Here is a 16,399-nt window from a genome sequence, read left to right as displayed (position 1 = left end):
CAGATATGAAAAATCCCGCGCCGTCTTTCGATTGGCGCGGGATTCTTTTTGTCAAGAAATCAAGTCAAGCGGCTGAAAGACTTAGAAAAAGCCTTTCCGCTGCCACCATCCGGCGCGCTTCGGCTTGTCCTCGGTCTTGGCCGCCGGTTCGTCGGCAACCGTCGAAGACACCACCGGCACGACCGGCGCATCCACTGCCGCCGGCTTGCGCCGTGACGGGCGGACCTTCGGCGCCTCCTCGACAGTTGCTGCCGCTGCCTCGTCGGACGCCGTGGCCGGCGTCTCGGCCGGTGCCTCCGCGACCGCTTCGGCAGCAGCCGGCTCCTCGGCGACGACCTCGACCGCGGCCTTCTTCGGCTTGGCGGCACGACGTGGCTTCTTCGGCTTTTCGGTGCTCGGCGCATCGTCATTGGCCGGAGCAAGCGCCATTGGCTCTTCGGCCGGTGCGGCAACTACCGACTCACTGGAGACCGTCACGCTTTCCGCCACTTCACTGTCGAGTGCTTCGACCGTTTCGCCAGCGCTTGCCTCGGCCTCGCCTTCGCCGTCTTCGCGACGATTGCGCTTGCCGCCGCGCTTGCCACGCCGGCGCTTCTTGCCTTGGCCTTCATCCGAAGCCTCAACCGTTTCGGACGTTTCAGCAACACCGAGAGGAGCGTCGTCGTCTGTTTCCGCGTCGCTGTCGCTGGCAGTGGCTGCCGAGCCGGAGAACTCAGCGGCCGGTGCGGAGACGGAAGACCCGTCCGCGGGTGCGCCGTGTTCGCGGTCGCGGTCCTTGCCGCCACGACGCCGCCGGCGCTTGCGGCGCTTGCGGTCGCGGCCTTCGCCTTCTTCGCCACCGGCGGCAGGCCGCGGCTGTTGTTGCTGCGGCTGCTGCTGGCGTGGCTGTTCGGCCTGTATCGGCGCCTCGTCGTCTTCCTCGATGAAGACGATCTCGTCCTCGGGCTCATCCGGCTCGACATAGGCCGGCAGGCTACGCACCTCGACAAAGCCTTCCGGCTTTTCCGCCAGCGCGCCGCGGAAGATCGCGTAATGCTGTGCGCCAACCGAATCGTCGGCCTCGACGGTGATGGTCAGGCCGAAGCGGCTTTCCAGTTCCACCAGCGTGCCGCGCTTGTGGTTGAGCACGTAGAGCGCGGTCGCCGCCGGCGTCCGCACCGTGATGTGGCTACGCGAATCCTTGAGCAGGAATTCCTCGATCGCCCGCACCACCATCAGCGCGACCGATGAATCGGACCGCACATGGCCCGTGCCGCCGCAATGCGGGCAGGGCTTCATGGTCGATTCCAGCACGCTGGCGCGGATGCGCTGGCGTGACATCTCCATCAGGCCGAAATGCGAGATGCGGCCGACCTGGATGCGTGCACGGTCGTTCTTGAGGTGATCCTTCAACCGCTTCTCGACGGAGCGGTTGTTGCGGTTCTCCTCCATGTCGATGAAGTCGATGACGATCAGGCCGGCGAGATCGCGCAGCCTGAGCTGGCGGGCGACTTCCTCGGCCGCTTCCAGATTGGTGTGGAGTGCGGTGTCCTCAATCGAGTGTTCCTTGGTGGAACGGCCCGAATTGACGTCGATGGCGACCAGAGCCTCGGTCTGGTTGATGATGATGTAGCCGCCGCTCTTCAGCGTCACTTGCGGCTGCAGCATGCGGTCGAGTTGCGCCTCGATGCCATTGCGCACGAAGATCGGCGTCGTGTCGCGGAACGGCTGAACCACTTTGGCATGGCTCGGCATCAGCATGCGCATGAAGTCCTTGGCTTCGCGGTAGCCTTCCTCGCCGGAGACAAGGATCTCGTCGATATCCTTGTTGTAGAGGTCGCGCACCGAACGCTTGATCAGGCTGCCTTCCTCATAGACCAGGGCAGGGGCCGTCGATTGCAAGGTGAGACTGCGGACATTTTCCCAAAGCCGCATCAGATACTCGTAGTCGCGCTTGATCTCGGCCTTGGTGCGGCTCTCGCCGGCGGTGCGCAGAATGACACCCATGCCCTGCGGCACTTCGAGATCGGCAACGACCTCCTTGAGGCGCTTGCGGTCGACCGCACTGGTGATCTTGCGCGAAATGCCGCCGCCGCGCGCCGTGTTCGGCATCAGCACCGAATAGCGGCCGGCAAGCGACAGGTAGGTGGTGAGGGCAGCACCCTTGTTGCCGCGCTCTTCCTTGACGACCTGCACCAGCAGGATCTGGCGGCGCTTGATCACTTCCTGGATCTTGTACTGGCGGCGCACCGGCTTGCGGCGGTTGCGCACTTCTTCCAGCGCATCCTCGGCGCCAACCGATTCGACCTCGTGGTCGTCCGGGTGCGAGGATTGCACCTCCTCGAGCATGCCGCGATCATTGTCGCCTGACGGCGCTTCGCTGCCTTCCGCTTGCGGGACGGCTTCGGAAATCACATCGGCTTCGACCGAGGCGGCGATCGACGTCGGGCCGCCGTCGCGCGTTTCGGTTTCGTCTTGCTCGGCAGAACCTTCGTCATGCCCGGACGCATCGGCATGTTCGGAAGTATCGGCATGTTCGGACGTATCAACATGTTCGGACGCATCGGCCGCGTGTTCGATGATCTCGGAAGTGTGAGAGATCTCCTCGACAACGACATCGCCATTGTCGCCGCCTTCGCTTGCCTCGCCGGAGCCTTCGCTCTCGCCGGCCGCGCCTGCGTCGCGCCTATGTTCACCACGGTCGCGGCTCTTGCCACCGCGCCGGCGTCCGCGCCGCCCGCGATCGCGGCTCTGGCGATCATCGCCGTCGCCATCCTCGTCCTCCTCGTCTTCGGCCTCCTGCGCTTCGGCGCGCAGCAGTGCCTGACGGTCGGCGACCGGAATCTGGTAGTAGTCGGGGTGTATTTCACTGAAGGCGAGGAAACCGTGACGGTTGCCGCCATATTCGACAAAGGCTGCCTGAAGGGAGGGCTCTACGCGCGTTACGCGGGCTAGGTAGATGTTTCCTTTGAGCTGCTTCTTGTCCTGGGATTCAAAGTCGAATTCTTCGATACGGTTACCGCGAACGACGACAACGCGTGTTTCCTCCGGGTGGGAGGCGTCTATCAGCATTTTGTTGGGCATTATTTCGTTTCCCCCCGGCAGCCGTCAGCCGCAGCTTGCGAGGCAAAGCCCGCTGCTGCGTGTCTGGAGTGTGGGTGCCGGATAATTTAACGTCCGCCGGCCGCCGCTTGAGCGCCATGGCGGTGCCGCCCGCAGCCATAATGGCGCGGTTTGATGCGGACCTTTCCATGATTGCGCTTGAAGCCATCGTCACCAGCAGAACCTTTTGAACCAAAGCCCGGACGAACCGGACCAGCTTGTTTGCTCATACAGAGCCGGCGCGGGAACAAACCCGGCCGTTTTCCTCACGCAGGCGATTCCCCCGCCACGGGCGCACACCTGCGAAATTTCGTCGCGATCACCTGAACCCTTTTCGCGTGAAGCGAAAGGAGCCGCCTTTCATCTAACCCTGTAGCAGGAAGCTGCGGAGGAGGGCGGTTCCAGGATTGCAGTGATCCAGTATCGCTTTTATGATTTGGCGGGGTGGAAGGCAACCCCGATTTCCGATGCCGGCAAAAAGCAGTTCCGTAACGTAAGAACAGGCTCCGACCCTTGCATGAAAAGGCTTGGTTAACCTTCTCTGGATACCAATCGTTAATCGAGTTCGCGGCCTGACCGGCACTTCGACGAAACGACGGCGCCTGGCGCCAAACCGGGAGCGACTGGAAGACAGATGGGACTGGCAGACTTCACAGACAAGGGATGTCGTGTTGGCGGCCGGATCATCGGTGCCTTCTGCCTCTTGCTGTTGCTGGCGATCTCTTTCGCCTCGTCCTCCGTTGCCAATGCCGCAGACGCGCCTCTGGTGGCAAAAGGCTACAAGATGGCGGGCGATGCCACCAAGATGCGCATCGTCATGGATTTCGACCGCGAACCCGATGTCAAATGGTTCCTGCTGCGCGGTCCTAATCGTCTTGTCATCGATCTTGCGAATACGCGATTCGCCATTAACGCCAAGGACTTGAAGGCGCGCGGCCTGGTCAGGGGCGTGCGCCTTGGCGCGCTCGGCGAGGGCGTTTCGCGGCTGATCCTCACCGGCAAGGGACCGTTCGCCGTCGACAAGCTCGATGTGCTCAAGAACGAGGACGGAACCGGCTACCGCATCGCCATCGACATCTCGGCAGCCTCCGCTCGCGAGTTCGACGCGGCACTTGCCAATCAGGCGCTGACCACCGGATCGACGGTCTCGACCGACAAGGGAGCGCGGGTCGGCACCGGACCGGTGTCCAATCCGGGCCATCGCTTCACTGTCGTCATCGATCCGGGCCATGGCGGCATCGACGGCGGCGCCGAGGGCTTGAACGGCACCATCGAGAAGAACGTCACGCTCGCCTTCGCCACCGAGTTGCGCGACAAGCTGGCGGCCGTCGGTAACTACGATGTGTTCATGACGCGCGATACCGACGAGTTCCTGCGGTTGGACGATCGCGTGCGCATTGCCCGGCAGCACGAGGCCGATCTGCTGATTTCCATCCATGCCGACACGATCAGTGTCAAAGGCATTCGTGGCGCCACCGTCTACACCGTTTCCGACAAGGCTTCGGATCCCGAGGCGCAGGCGCTTGCCGACCGCGAAAATCTCTCCGACCAGTTCGCCGGCATGGAAATCAAGAACGACAGCAAGGAAGTCACCGACATCCTGATCGACCTGATCCGCCGCGAAACGCACAATTTCTCGATGAGCTTCGCCCACACCCTGGTCGGCCAGCTTTCGACCAGCGTCGGCCTCATCAACAATCCGCAGCGTTCGGCGGGGTTCAAGGTGCTGAAAGCACCCGACGTGCCATCCGTGCTGGTCGAACTGGGTTATCTCTCGAATGCCAAGGACGAGGCGCAGCTGCTCAACGCCGACTGGCGCGGCAAGGCGGCTCAGAGTATAACCAATGCCGTCGCGCTATTCGCGTCAGCCAAGACCGGAGCCGGAACCGGGGGCTGACATGCTCGGCGTCGGCCAAAACCGGAGGCAGCGTTGCGCGGCGACAACAGCTGTTGCCTTTATTTACGGCCTACGGTCACGAATTCAGGCATTGCCGTATTTTGTCCACATGGTGGCGACATGAGTTTTCGATTGCGGATTGGGACCGGCTCGAAAGCTTGCGCGGAAGGCGGCTTCGTTTAGGAAATTCCCGAACCAAGGACTGGAGCGGGTATGATTCGTCTCATTGGCTATTTTTTCGGCATCGGCACGACGCTGGCCCTTTTGGTCGCGGCGGGCGTTGCGATCTACATCGGCCATTTGTCGAAGGACCTGCCCGACTACGAGGTGCTGGCGAAATACGAGCCGCCGGTGACCACCCGCATCCATGCGTCGGACGGCGCGCTGATGGCCGAATATGCCCGTGAGCGGCGCCTGTACCTGCCGATCCAGGCCATACCGGATCGTGTCAAGGCGGCCTTCCTGTCCGCCGAAGACAAGAACTTCTACAACCACCCCGGCATCGACGTGACCGGCCTTGGCCGCGCCATCATAGTCAACCTGCAGAATTTTGGCTCAGGCAAGCGCCAGGTCGGCGCCTCGACGATCACCCAGCAGGTGGCGAAGAACTTCCTGTTGTCCTCGGACCAGACCTATGAGCGCAAGATCAAGGAGATGATCCTCGCCTTCCGCATCGAGCAGGCCTACCCCAAGGATCGTATTCTTGAGCTCTACCTCAACGAAATCTTCTTCGGCTTCGGCGCCTATGGCGTCGCCGGTGCGGCGCTGACCTATTTCGACAAGTCGGTCAACGAGCTGACCGTGGCCGAAGCTGCTTATCTGGCTTCGCTGCCGAAGGGACCGAACAACTACCATCCCTTCAAGCATGCCGATCGCGCGCTGGAGCGCCGCAACTGGGTCATCGACCAGATGGTCGAGAATGGCTACGTGACGCGTGAGGAAGGCGCCAAGGCCAAGGCCGAGCCGCTGGGCGTGACGCCGCGCCGCAACGGCACCTATCTTTTCGCCGGCGAGTACTTCACCGAGGAGGTGCGCCGCCAGATCATCGCCCGTTACGGCGAGAATGCGCTTTACGAAGGCGGCCTTTCCGTCCGCACGACGCTTGATCCGAAGGTTCAGCTGATTGCCCGAAAGGCGATGCAGAACGGGTTGATGAAATACGACACGCTGCGCGGTTATCGCGGACCGGTGACGACCATCGACGTGTCCGGCGACTGGGGCGTGCCGCTGGGCAACGTCAAGGGGCTGGAGGATGTCCCCGAATGGTCGCTGGCCGTCGTGCTAGACAGTTCGGAGACCGGCCTGTCGATCGGCCTGCAGCCGGCGCGCCAGGCGTCGGGCGAGATCGTCAAGGAACGCGTCGAAGGCACCGTCAGCAAGGACGACATGGGTTTCGCCATGCGCCATCTGGTCGACGGCAAGACCGTCAAGGCCAAGTCGCCGGCGGACGTGTTGAAGCCGGGCGACGTCATCTTCGTGCAGAAGAACGATGGCGCCGATGGCGCCTACAGCCTGCGCCAGGTTCCCGAGGTGGAGGGCGGCCTGATCGCCATGGATCCGCATACCGGCCGCGTGCTGGCCATGGTCGGCGGTTTCTCCTACGCGCAGTCCGAATTCAATCGCGCGACGCAAGCCATGCGCCAGCCAGGCTCCTCGTTCAAGCCGATCGTCTATTCGGCCGCGCTCGACAATGGCTATACGCCGGCCTCGGTGATCATGGACGGGCCGATCACCATCCAGAGCGGCAACACGACCTGGACGCCGAAGAACTATGACGGCACCGTTGCTGGTCCGGCGACATTGCGCTCCGGCATCGAGAAGTCGCGCAATTTGATGACTGTGCGGCTTGCCAACGATATGGGCATGAAGCTGGTCGTCGAATATGCCGAGCGCTTTGGTGTCTACGATCATCTGGCGCCGTATCTGCCGATGGCGCTGGGCTCCGGCGAAACGACCGTGATGCGCATGGTGTCGGCCTATTCGATCATGGCCAATGGCGGCAAGTCGATCAAGCCATCGCTGATCGACCGCATCCAGGACCGCTACGGCAAGACGGTGTTCAAGCAGGACGAACGTGGCTGCCAGGGCTGCAATGCGCCCGAATGGCAGAATCAGCCGGAACCGGAACTGGTCGACAATTCCGAGCAAGTGCTCGATCCGATGACCGCCTATCAGATCACCTCGATGATGGAAGGTGTCGTGCAGCGCGGCACCGGCGCCACCATCGGCGAACTCGGCCGCCACATCGCCGGCAAGACCGGAACGACGAACGACGAAAAGGACGCCTGGTTCATCGGTTTTACGCCCAACCTCGTCGTTGGCCTCTATATGGGCTACGACACGCCGCGCGGCCTTGGCCACGGCGCTACCGGTGGTGGTCTCGCGGCACCTATCTTCAAGGACTTCATGCGGGTGGCGCTGGATGGCACGCCCAATGTCGACTTCAAGGTGCCGGAAGGCATGAATCTGATCGCCATCAATCGCAAGACCGGCATGCGTGCCGCTTCGGGCGATCCTGGCACCATTATCGAAGCCTTCAAGCCGGGTACCGGGCCTGCCGACAGCTATTGGGTGATCGGCATGGGCGCCGACGGCTCCAATGCCACCGGCGGTGCACTGTCGCCGCAGGCCAACCAGGCCATCCAGTCCGGCGGCGGCGGCCTCTACTGACGATTTTCATGAGCGGATGGGCTGGCCTTGCGCCGGCCCATTTTGCTTTACAGCCGGCGGCGGCCTCCCTATGTATCGCGCCGACCGATTTCATCAAACAGGACAGAACAGCCAGCCATGCGCGCGGAAACGCAGAATATTGTCGACGAGATCAGGCAGGCGATTACCCTGCTGAGGAGGCATCTTTGACTGGGATCAGGCCATAAAGCGGCTTGAATACCTCAACGTGCGCGCCGAGGACGCCAGCCTCTGGAACGAACCGCTGGAAGCGCAGAAGCTGATGCGCGAACGGCAGGGCCTCGAGGAAGGCATCGCCTCGGTGAAAGGCCTGACGCAGGCGCTGGAAGACAATATCGGGCTGATCGAACTCGGTGAGGAAGAGGGCGACGAGGGCGTCATCGCGGAAGCGGAAGCCGCGCTCCGTTCGATGCAGGGCGAAGCGAAGGCCCGCCAGGTCGAGACGCTGCTGTCGGGCGAGGCCGACGCCAACGATACCTACCTCGAAGTCCATGCCGGCGCAGGCGGCACCGAAAGCCAGGACTGGGCCTCGATGCTTTTGCGCATGTACACGCGCTGGGCCGAGCGGCGCCGCTTCAAGGTCGAGGTGCTGGAAGTGCATGACGGCGAAGAGGCCGGCATCAAGTCCGCCACGCTGCTGATCAAGGGCCACAACGCCTATGGCTGGCTGAAGACGGAATCGGGCGTTCATCGCCTGGTGCGAATTTCGCCCTATGACAGCAATGCGCGCCGTCACACGTCGTTCGCCAGCATCTGGGTCTATCCGGTCATCGACGACACGATCGAGATCGACGTTTCCGAATCCGATGTCCGCATCGACACCTACCGCTCGTCCGGCTCGGGCGGCCAGCACGTCAACACCACCGATTCGGCGGTGCGCATCACACACCTTGCAACCGGCATCGCGGTCGCCTGCCAGGCCGAACGGTCGCAGCACAAGAACAAGGCCAAGGCCTGGGAGATGCTGCGCTCGCGCCTCTATGAGGAGGAGCTGAAGAAGCGCGAGGCGGTTGCCAACGCCACCGAAGCGTCGAAGAGCGATATCGGCTGGGGTCACCAGATCCGCTCCTATGTGCTGCAGCCCTACCAGTTGGTGAAGGATCTTCGCACCGGCGTCGAGAGCACCAGCCCGTCGACCGTGCTCGATGGCGACCTCGACGATTTCATGGAAGCCTCCTTGTCGCAGCGCATCGAGGGCGGTGCGGGTGAAGCGGTGGCGGATCTGGATTAGTCCTGGCAGCATGATCCCGAAAAGCGGGTCCAGTACCGCGGGCCCATAGACCTGGATAGGACAATGGCTCGCAAGCTTGTCGGAAAATGTCTGTGCGGCGCTGTGCAATACGCCGTTCGGGACGAGTTTGTTTACGCGGCCAACTGCCACTGTTCCAATTGCCGACGAACCACGGGTTCGGCCTTCAAGCCGTTCGCCGGTATCGACCTCGAAAAATTTGCCTTGAGCGAAGGCGAGGACAAGCTGCTGATCTTCGGCGATCAAAGCGGCCATGATGCGCATTGCGGGCTGTGCGGCTCATTGCTCTATTCGCTGGTTCGCGAAGGGGCTTTCGTCCACGTGGCGATGGGAACCCTTGCCGACGATCCGTCGATCCGCCCGTCCGCCCATATCTTCGTCGGCTCCAAGGCGGGCTGGTTCACCATCACCGACGACCTGCCGCAATATCAAGAGCACGTGATTGCCGGATCTGTCGACGAATAGGCGTCGGTCTGCCACGTAGCAATTTCTTGCGCCGACTCACATTTGCGCTCACCATCACCGCATTGAGGGGAGACAAAAGCATTTATGGCTGGGCGCGGCATATCTGCTAGCTGACGATCCGGCCGCTGGGAAGAGACGTTCAGGGAACGGGCAAGCGAAACGCTTGATGGCTCGTTTGAAAGGAACGTTTCCATGTCTGCCACACCCAGATCGGCCAAAGCCGTTCGACCGGCCGGCCGACTTCTGTTATCCCTGATTGCAATTCCAATGATAGCAATGCTGTCGTCGCCGGCGTTGGCGCATGATGCCAAGCCGACCGCGGCGAAGCCGCAAGGCTGGAGCTATCCGTTCGCCTGCTGCGCCAATTACGATTGCCACGAGGTGTCGCAAACCTCGATCAGCGAGCGCCCGGAAGGTTATGTCATCAAGGACACCGGGGAGGTGCTGGCCTACAGCGACAGACGGATCAAGGATTCTCCCGACGGCGAATTCCATTGGTGCGCCCATGAAGCCGGGCTCGATGCCGGCAAGACCATCTGCCTGTTCGTGCCGCCATCGTCCTTCTAGGCCTTTCCGGCCTGGATTTAGAATGAAGGTTCAGACGGCGGGCCGTCTGGCGCCTCTGCTGACAGAGAGTTGTCAGGAGCGCCTCTTTATGCTGCCTTTGCCGCACGAGGCGGTGGGCGACAGGAGGAGTTCGTTGATGACCATCAAGGCAAGCTGTCATTGCAAGGGGACGACATTCGAGGTTTCGCAGGCGCCGCAGACGGTGACGCAATGCACCTGCTCGTTCTGCTCGAAACGCGGCTCGCTCTGGGCCTATTACGTCCCGTCGCAATTCAAGCTCACCAGCCCACCGGAGAATGTTTCCGTCTACCAATGGGGGTCAAAAACAGTCAGGCACGGTTTTTGCGCCACATGCGGCTGCGGCACCTTCACGGAAACGCCGGATTGGTCGACTGGCGAGCCGGATTTCGACAATCCCAAGATCAGTGTCAATTCGCGGCTCTTCGATGATTTCGATCTCGATAAGGTCGAAGTGGTCGTCATCGACGGCAAGAATCTCTGGTAGCCCGCCATGGGGCGACCGGCCAATCGGCGTCGGGGAAAAGCCGTTGCGGTAGCTTTTGCCGTTCCGCTTTTCGCCGCATTTCATGTTACAAGTCGCGGGAAGGGCTGATTTGGCGCCATCGCAGTGGCGTGACCTGGAGAGGGACGATCCTATGAAAAAGACTGTGCTCGTCGTTGTGGCGACGGCTTTGCTTGTGAGCGCATGCACCACCACCGATCCGTACACGGGCGACCAGAAGATTTCCAACACCGCCGCGGGAGCCGGTCTTGGCGCCCTGGCAGGTGCCAGCCTTGGCCTGCTTGCCGGTGGCAACGACCGCCGCAACGCACTGATCGGCGCGGGTATCGGCGCGCTTGCCGGCGGTGCCATCGGCGCCACCATGGACCAGAACGAGGCCGAACTGCGCCGCCAGCTTCAGGGCACCGGCGTCAGCGTCACCCGCAGCGGTGACCAGATCATCCTCAACATGCCCTCCGACATCACCTTCAACACGGATCAGGATGCTGTGAAGCCCGGCTTCTACCAGGTGCTGAATTCGGTCGCGCTGGTGCTGAAGAAGTTCAAGCAGACCACGGTCGACGTTTTCGGCCACACCGATTCGACCGGTGGCGACCAGCACAATTTCGATCTGTCGCAGCGGCGCGCGCTGGCGGTTGCCAACTACCTGTCCGGTCAGGGTGTCGATCAGCGCCGCTTCGCCGTCACCGGTTTCGGCAAGACACGGCCGATCGCATCCAATGCGACGGCCGAAGGCCGCGCCCAGAACCGCCGCGTCGAGATCCAGCTGTCGCCGCTCACCTGATCTGTCCGGCAAGCGAATGCAAAACGGCCCCATATATGGGGCCGTTTTTGTTTGAGCGGATGCCGGCGCAGATTGGCGCTCAGAGAATTAGCTAGTTCTAACTAACTAGTTTCCCGCAGCCACGGAAAGGAATAGCATCGACCCTGTTCCGGAGGGGATGAGGCGGATACAACTGGCCGCGCAATCAGCATTTTTTCCCGCCTCGGTCTTGCACGGCCAGATTCAGAAAATCTGGGAGGAATGCATGACAAGAACAGCCAGCCTTGGGCGCTGCGGCGTCCTCGCTTTAACCAGTCTTGTGGGCGCATGGTTGGGCGTCGCCACGGCTCAGGCCGAGGATGCCGGCAAGGCCGACATAGATGCCTTGAAGAAGTCGCTTGCCAAATATGAGGACTACACCGCCGCCGTCCGCGACCTCTATCTGTCGACAGTCGGCTGCGTCTACTACAGCGGAGAAAAGATACCGGGCACGATGGATTACCCGAAAGGCGCCATGGGTATCCATTTCGTCAACGTCCCAAGTGTCGGCCAAAAACTCGATCCGATGCACCCCAATGTGCTGATCTACGAACCGACGAGAAAAGGCCTGCGCCTGGTCGGGGCGGAATGGCTGGTGCCACTGACGCCGGACATCAAAGCGCCGCCGAAGCTGTTTGGCCAAACCTTCATGGGCCCGATGGAGGGACACTATCCGCTCATCCCGCGGGAGTTCGTCCACTACGATCTTCACGCCTGGTTCGTGGACAATCCGAACGGCCTGTTCAGTCCGACGAACCCGAAGGTGAAATGCAACAAGGCCGAGTTTCCGATGCTGGAGAAACCGACCAAGATGATGCCTGGCCCGATGTAACGGGCGAGCCAGGCTGGGAGCAATTCCAGGAAAAGTGTGAAGCGGTTTTCCGTCCGGAATTGCGTCCAAACAAAGAGGCAATTCCCGGAAAAGTGTGAGACGGTTTTCCCGGGAAAGCGCATCGCGCTTTCCCTTAGGAAATTGCGTCAGAGCAAGATTTGGAGCGGTCCGGCGTTTCCGTGAAACGGTGAATCGGTAGGAGCTTACCGGCAGGGCAAGCCGATGGCTGGCTTGCCCTCGAAAGCGATCGGGGATCAGACCCTGGCGACGCCATCAGGACGAGGTCGGCTGGTCGACAATTGCCGCCACGATCCGGCGAACGATCGGCAAGACCAGCAGCAGACTCGGAAACGCCACAAGCCATGATGCTCCCCATGCATACGGCCAGGTCGCCACGAAACCGGTTGTCCAGCCCGCATTGATCAGCGTCGATACTGCCGAGACAATGCTCGACATCAAGATGGAAAGAACGAATGGCATTACCAGCGCATTGTAGGAGGGCGGTAGTTTCCTCGATTTCAAAACTTTGTCCGATGACGCTCGCATCAAGTATCTCCTGTTCAGAAAGTGGACGCATGCGCGGCTGAGCGCGATCAGGTGGCATGTGCCGTTTGCAGGGCCAGGTTGCTAATGAAGCTGCGCAACGAACGCGGTTCGCGACCCAGGGCGGCGCGCAATGTCAGACTGTTCCCGCCGAGGCCATGGAGGGCGTAGTGGCCATATACCCTGGCCAACGATTGCATCTGGAGGTCGCTGTAGGGGAGGCGGACATCCGCAGCCCACTCGGCAAATGTCGGCTCGCCCGCGATGACCGGGCGGCCAAGTTCCTCTCCCATTATTGACGCGATCTCTTCCCGGCTGTGCATACCCGCGCAGAGCTCGATCGTCGCATATGACAGTCGCGCTTCGGTCAAGGCGATCGCTGCCACTTCAGCAACATCGCGGTAATCGACACGCGCCACCTTCGCCGTCTTTGGAAAAGGTTCCGAGAAAACACCGTGCTCAACGACCGACGGCCAGGCCGCTGCGATATTCTGCATGAAATTGGCAGGATGCAGGATCGTATATTCCATCGTCGTCGAGTAGAGAGCGTTCTCGACTGGCACCTTGCTCGCATGGTTTTTCAGTTTCGTATTGGTCGGCTGGATCACCGACGAGAAGACGAATTTCTGAACGCCCGCCTGCGCAGCGGCTTCAACCATGGCAACCCCCATGGCGGCTTCATCGGGGGCAAAGGCCGGTCCAATATGGAAGACACCGGCAACGCCCTCGACAGCGCTTTCGAGGCTCCGGCGATTGCGTAAATCACCAGTGGCGACCTCGGATGCCCCTAGCATTCGGGCCTTCTCGGCGTTCGCCGGATCATGGACGAGCGCGCGAACCGTGGCATTGCGGCGCACAAGTTCGGGCACGACCAATCCGGCAAATCGGCCGCTGGCGCCAACAACCAGTATGGTTGGATTGGGTGCTTGCATGACAACTCCCTTCCATCAAGCCTGTCCTCGCGGGACAACTTGCAGAGAGGTACGATGTCGCAAACGGCGTTACAATTGTCCGATTTTGTGATAGATTATATCGATCACCGGGAGAATACATGAGCCGGATAGACGATTTCGAGGCTTTCATCGCGATCATCGAGCATGGAAGTCTGACGGCTGCCGCGCGCCGGCTGAACCGCTCGCTGCAGTCGGTCAGCCGATCCTTGGCGGCATTGGAGGAATCAGTCGGCGTCGAGTTGGTCCACAGAACAACGCGTCGCTCGACACCGAGTGAAGTCGGGGCAGCCTTTTTCAACCGGATCAAGCCCGCGGTCGACGAGATAAACGACGCAAGTCTTCAAGCGATCAATCAACGATCGGAACCATCGGGCGTCCTGCGCATCGGGGCGCCGGTTCTGTTTGGGCCGAACGTCCTGATGCCTGTCATCGCCGAATACATGCGGACGTTTCCCCGGGTCGAGGTCGATCTTCAACTTTCCGATGGATTTGCCGATCTTGGTGCTGAAGGTCTCGATCTGGCAATCCGCATCGGCGACTTGCCGAATTCCAGCTTGAAAGCCAAACGCCTGGGAGCGTTGCGGCGCGTTGTGTTCGGCGCGCCTTCCTATTTTGCGCGGTGCGGCCGGCCGACCCATCCCTTCGAACTGAGTGAGCACAGTTGCATCGTTAGAACCGTCAACGAGCGCCCAGGTGAATGGACGTTTCAGGTCGACGGGAAACCCCGGGCCGTGAAGGTCTCGGGCGCCTTTCGCTCCAATCTGATGACCTCGGTCTATGCCGCCGCAGTCCACGGACTGGGTTTGGGCTTCTCGCCGCTTTGGCAGATAAGACATCTGGTGGACGATGGTCGCGTCGAGCTGGTTTTGATGGAATTCGAGCCGGCGTTGGTGCCGATCCATGCCTTGTGGCAGGAAGGCCGGTCATCTTCGGCCAAGGTTCGCGCGTTTCTGGATTTATTGGCATCCCGCCTGGAACTCAAAGGCCTGTAGCATCGGCGGGCTGTTTTAAGGTTCCCAGGTCAGGAGCGACCGGGCAGATCGAGCCGGTTTTGCGGTTGCCGCCCATCCTAGGGACGCGCGGCTCTTGGGGGTCAGACCTTGGCGACGATCCGCATGAAGGCCGGCATGTCGTCGCCGAAGCCGACAGTGGCGTCGTTGTCTTCCTGGCGGTGGCGGGCAGGGCGGTTGCTGTCGCGCTGCGGCCTGGTGTCACCACGTTCCGGAGCGCGCGGTTCGTTGCGATCGGATGATTTGCGCTCGGTGTTTTCCGAGCGGATCGCATCCTTGCGCGCGCGGCGTTCGCCGATGTCGGTGACTGCGGTCTCTGCCACGTCAGGCTGTTCGTGCTGCTGCGCAATGACGGCCGGGGCGTCTTCCTCGCTGTGTTTGGAGCGGCGTTCGCCGCCCCTCTTGCGCTCGCCCCTGTCCTTGCGATCGTCGTCCTTGCGACCGGCACGGCGCGGCGCGCCTTTGCCACGGCGCGGAGCATCGTCCTCGCCGCCTTCGCTGGCGACCACTGTCGACAGGTCGCCATCGTGCCATTCGATCTTGTTGCCGATCAGCCGCTCGATGGCGTCGATATACTTGGTGTCCGACTTGGTCGCGATGGTGAAGGATTTGCCCGAGCGCCCGGCGCGGCCGGTGCGGCCGATACGATGGACGTAGTCTTCGGCATGGATCGGCACGTCGTAGTTGAAGACGTGGCTGACGTCGGGGATGTCGAGGCCACGTGCGGCGACGTCGGAAGCGACGAGATAGCGCAGCTTGCCATCGCGGAAATTGGCCAGCATCTGCATGCGCGCACGCTGGTCCATGTCGCCATGCAGCGCGCCGGCATCGAAATCATACTTCAGCAGCGAGCGGAACAGCTCCGACACCTCGACCTTGCGGTTGCAGAAGATGATGGCGTTCTTCAGCTCCGCGTCCTCGGCCTTGATCAGGTTGCGCAGCGTCTCGCGCTTGTCCCACGGCTTGGAGCCGGATTTGACCAGGCGCTGGATGATGTTGGTGGCGGCCGACGCAGCCTTCGAGACCTCGACGCGCACTGGCGCGTGCAGGAATTTCTCGGTGAGCTTGGTGATTTCCGGCGGCATCGTCGCCGAGAAGAACAGGGTCTGCCTGGTGAACGGGATCATCTCGCAGATGCGCTCGATGTCGGGGATGAAGCCCATGTCGAGCATCCGGTCCGCTTCGTCGATGACGAGGATCTCGACGCCGTTGAGCAGCAGCTTGCCGCGCTCGCGATGGTCGAGCAGGCGGCCGGGCGTGGCGATCAGCACGTCGGCGCCGCGCTCAAGCTTCTTGTCCTGTTCGTCGAACGAGACGCCGCCGATCAAGAGCGCGATGTTGAGCTTGTGGTTCTTGCCGTACTTGACGAAGTTTTCCTCGACCTGCGCGGCGAGTTCACGCGTCGGCTCGAGAATGAGGGTGCGCGGCATACGGGCGCGTGCGCGGCCCTTTTCCAGCCTTGTGAGCATTGGCAGCACGAAGGATGCCGTCTTGCCGGTGCCGGTCTGGGCGATACCCAGCACGTCCTTGCCGAGAAGCGCGTGCGGGATGGCGCCGGCCTGGATCGGCGTCGGCTGGGTGTAGCCGGCATCGGTGACTGCGGAAAGGACCTTCGGCGACAGGCCTAGGTCTGAAAAGGTCAACGCTTCTGGAGCGGTCGTGGTGTCTGAGGACAAGTGTTGTTGTCTTTGGCTGGTTCGGGGAAGCGCAACAGCATGTGTGTCGCGGCAAGCGCCACGCGCCTGCAAGATTGGTATTGCGATTAGGCGCAAGCCCACGATTTGTCAAC

The 16,399-nt window shown here is 61.7% G+C and carries 13 protein-coding genes; 9 read left to right on the top strand and 4 right to left on the bottom strand.

From position 1 onward, the window contains the following. Positions 1-81: 81 nt before the first annotated feature. Positions 82-3,063, bottom strand: a complete 2,982-nt coding sequence (locus AC1DYW_RS29135; RefSeq protein WP_477228496.1) for an Rne/Rng family ribonuclease — start codon at positions 3,061-3,063, stop codon at positions 82-84. Positions 3,064-3,715: 652 nt separating this feature from the next. Between AC1DYW_RS29135 and AC1DYW_RS29130 the strand changes: the two genes are divergently transcribed. From AC1DYW_RS29130 to AC1DYW_RS29095, 8 genes are all read left to right on the top strand, one after another. Continuing rightward, positions 3,716-4,978, top strand: coding sequence for an N-acetylmuramoyl-L-alanine amidase (locus tag AC1DYW_RS29130; RefSeq protein WP_477228495.1), 1,263 nt, complete (start codon positions 3,716-3,718; stop codon positions 4,976-4,978). A gap of 213 nt (positions 4,979-5,191) precedes the next feature. Next, positions 5,192-7,648 (top strand): penicillin-binding protein 1A, encoded by a 2,457-nt coding sequence (locus tag AC1DYW_RS29125; RefSeq protein WP_477228494.1) that lies wholly within the window; start codon positions 5,192-5,194, stop codon positions 7,646-7,648. Positions 7,649-7,765: 117 nt separating this feature from the next. Next, positions 7,766-8,897 (top strand): peptide chain release factor 2 gene (gene prfB / locus AC1DYW_RS29120; RefSeq protein WP_477228493.1). Its coding sequence is split into 2 segments (ribosomal slippage): positions 7,766-7,831 and positions 7,833-8,897, totalling 1,131 coding nucleotides; the frame shifts between segments, so codons are not numbered across the junction. Between the two features lie 63 nt (positions 8,898-8,960). Continuing rightward, the gene (locus AC1DYW_RS29115) at positions 8,961-9,380 is read left to right on the top strand and encodes a GFA family protein (protein WP_477228492.1); all 420 of its coding nucleotides are present in this window, start codon (positions 8,961-8,963) and stop codon (positions 9,378-9,380) included. A 192-nt stretch (positions 9,381-9,572) separates the two neighbouring features. Then, positions 9,573-9,947, top strand: a complete 375-nt coding sequence (locus AC1DYW_RS29110; RefSeq protein WP_477228491.1) for a hypothetical protein — start codon at positions 9,573-9,575, stop codon at positions 9,945-9,947. Between the two features lie 136 nt (positions 9,948-10,083). Further along, a complete protein-coding gene (locus AC1DYW_RS29105; RefSeq protein WP_477228490.1) occupies positions 10,084-10,452 on the top strand; it encodes a GFA family protein in 369 nt (122 codons plus the stop codon). A 151-nt stretch (positions 10,453-10,603) separates the two neighbouring features. Then, entirely contained in the window at positions 10,604-11,254 is a 651-nt protein-coding gene (locus tag AC1DYW_RS29100; RefSeq protein WP_095090696.1) for a YiaD family glycine zipper/OmpA-like lipoprotein, read from the top strand. A gap of 244 nt (positions 11,255-11,498) precedes the next feature. Further along, positions 11,499-12,104, top strand: coding sequence for a hypothetical protein (locus tag AC1DYW_RS29095; RefSeq protein WP_095091673.1), 606 nt, complete (start codon positions 11,499-11,501; stop codon positions 12,102-12,104). Positions 12,105-12,377: 273 nt separating this feature from the next. On the opposite strand, the gene AC1DYW_RS29090 is transcribed toward AC1DYW_RS29095, so the two are convergent. Both AC1DYW_RS29090 and AC1DYW_RS29085 read right to left on the bottom strand, forming a co-directional pair. After that, complete coding sequence (locus AC1DYW_RS29090) at positions 12,378-12,650, bottom strand: DUF2798 domain-containing protein (RefSeq protein ID WP_457154898.1); 273 nt, start codon at positions 12,648-12,650, stop codon at positions 12,378-12,380. A 47-nt stretch (positions 12,651-12,697) separates the two neighbouring features. Beyond that, entirely contained in the window at positions 12,698-13,579 is an 882-nt protein-coding gene (locus tag AC1DYW_RS29085; RefSeq protein WP_477228489.1) for an NmrA/HSCARG family protein, read from the bottom strand. Between the two features lie 119 nt (positions 13,580-13,698). On the opposite strand from AC1DYW_RS29085, the gene AC1DYW_RS29080 reads away from it, so the two are divergent. Beyond that, the gene (locus tag AC1DYW_RS29080; protein ID WP_457153080.1) at positions 13,699-14,592 is read left to right on the top strand and encodes a LysR family transcriptional regulator; all 894 of its coding nucleotides are present in this window, start codon (positions 13,699-13,701) and stop codon (positions 14,590-14,592) included. 101 nt (positions 14,593-14,693) lie between these two features. On the opposite strand, the gene AC1DYW_RS29075 is transcribed toward AC1DYW_RS29080, so the two are convergent. Then, positions 14,694-16,286: a DEAD/DEAH box helicase gene (locus AC1DYW_RS29075; protein WP_167392337.1), complete on the bottom strand. Its 1,593-nt coding sequence runs from the start codon at positions 16,284-16,286 to the stop codon at positions 14,694-14,696. Between the last annotated feature and the right edge of the window lie 113 nt (positions 16,287-16,399).

The sequence above is a fragment of the Mesorhizobium sp. P2_D5 genome, assembly GCF_056404355.1.
Note: the sequence above shows the minus strand (reverse complement) of the source record. Positions and strands in the feature narration are given on the sequence as shown.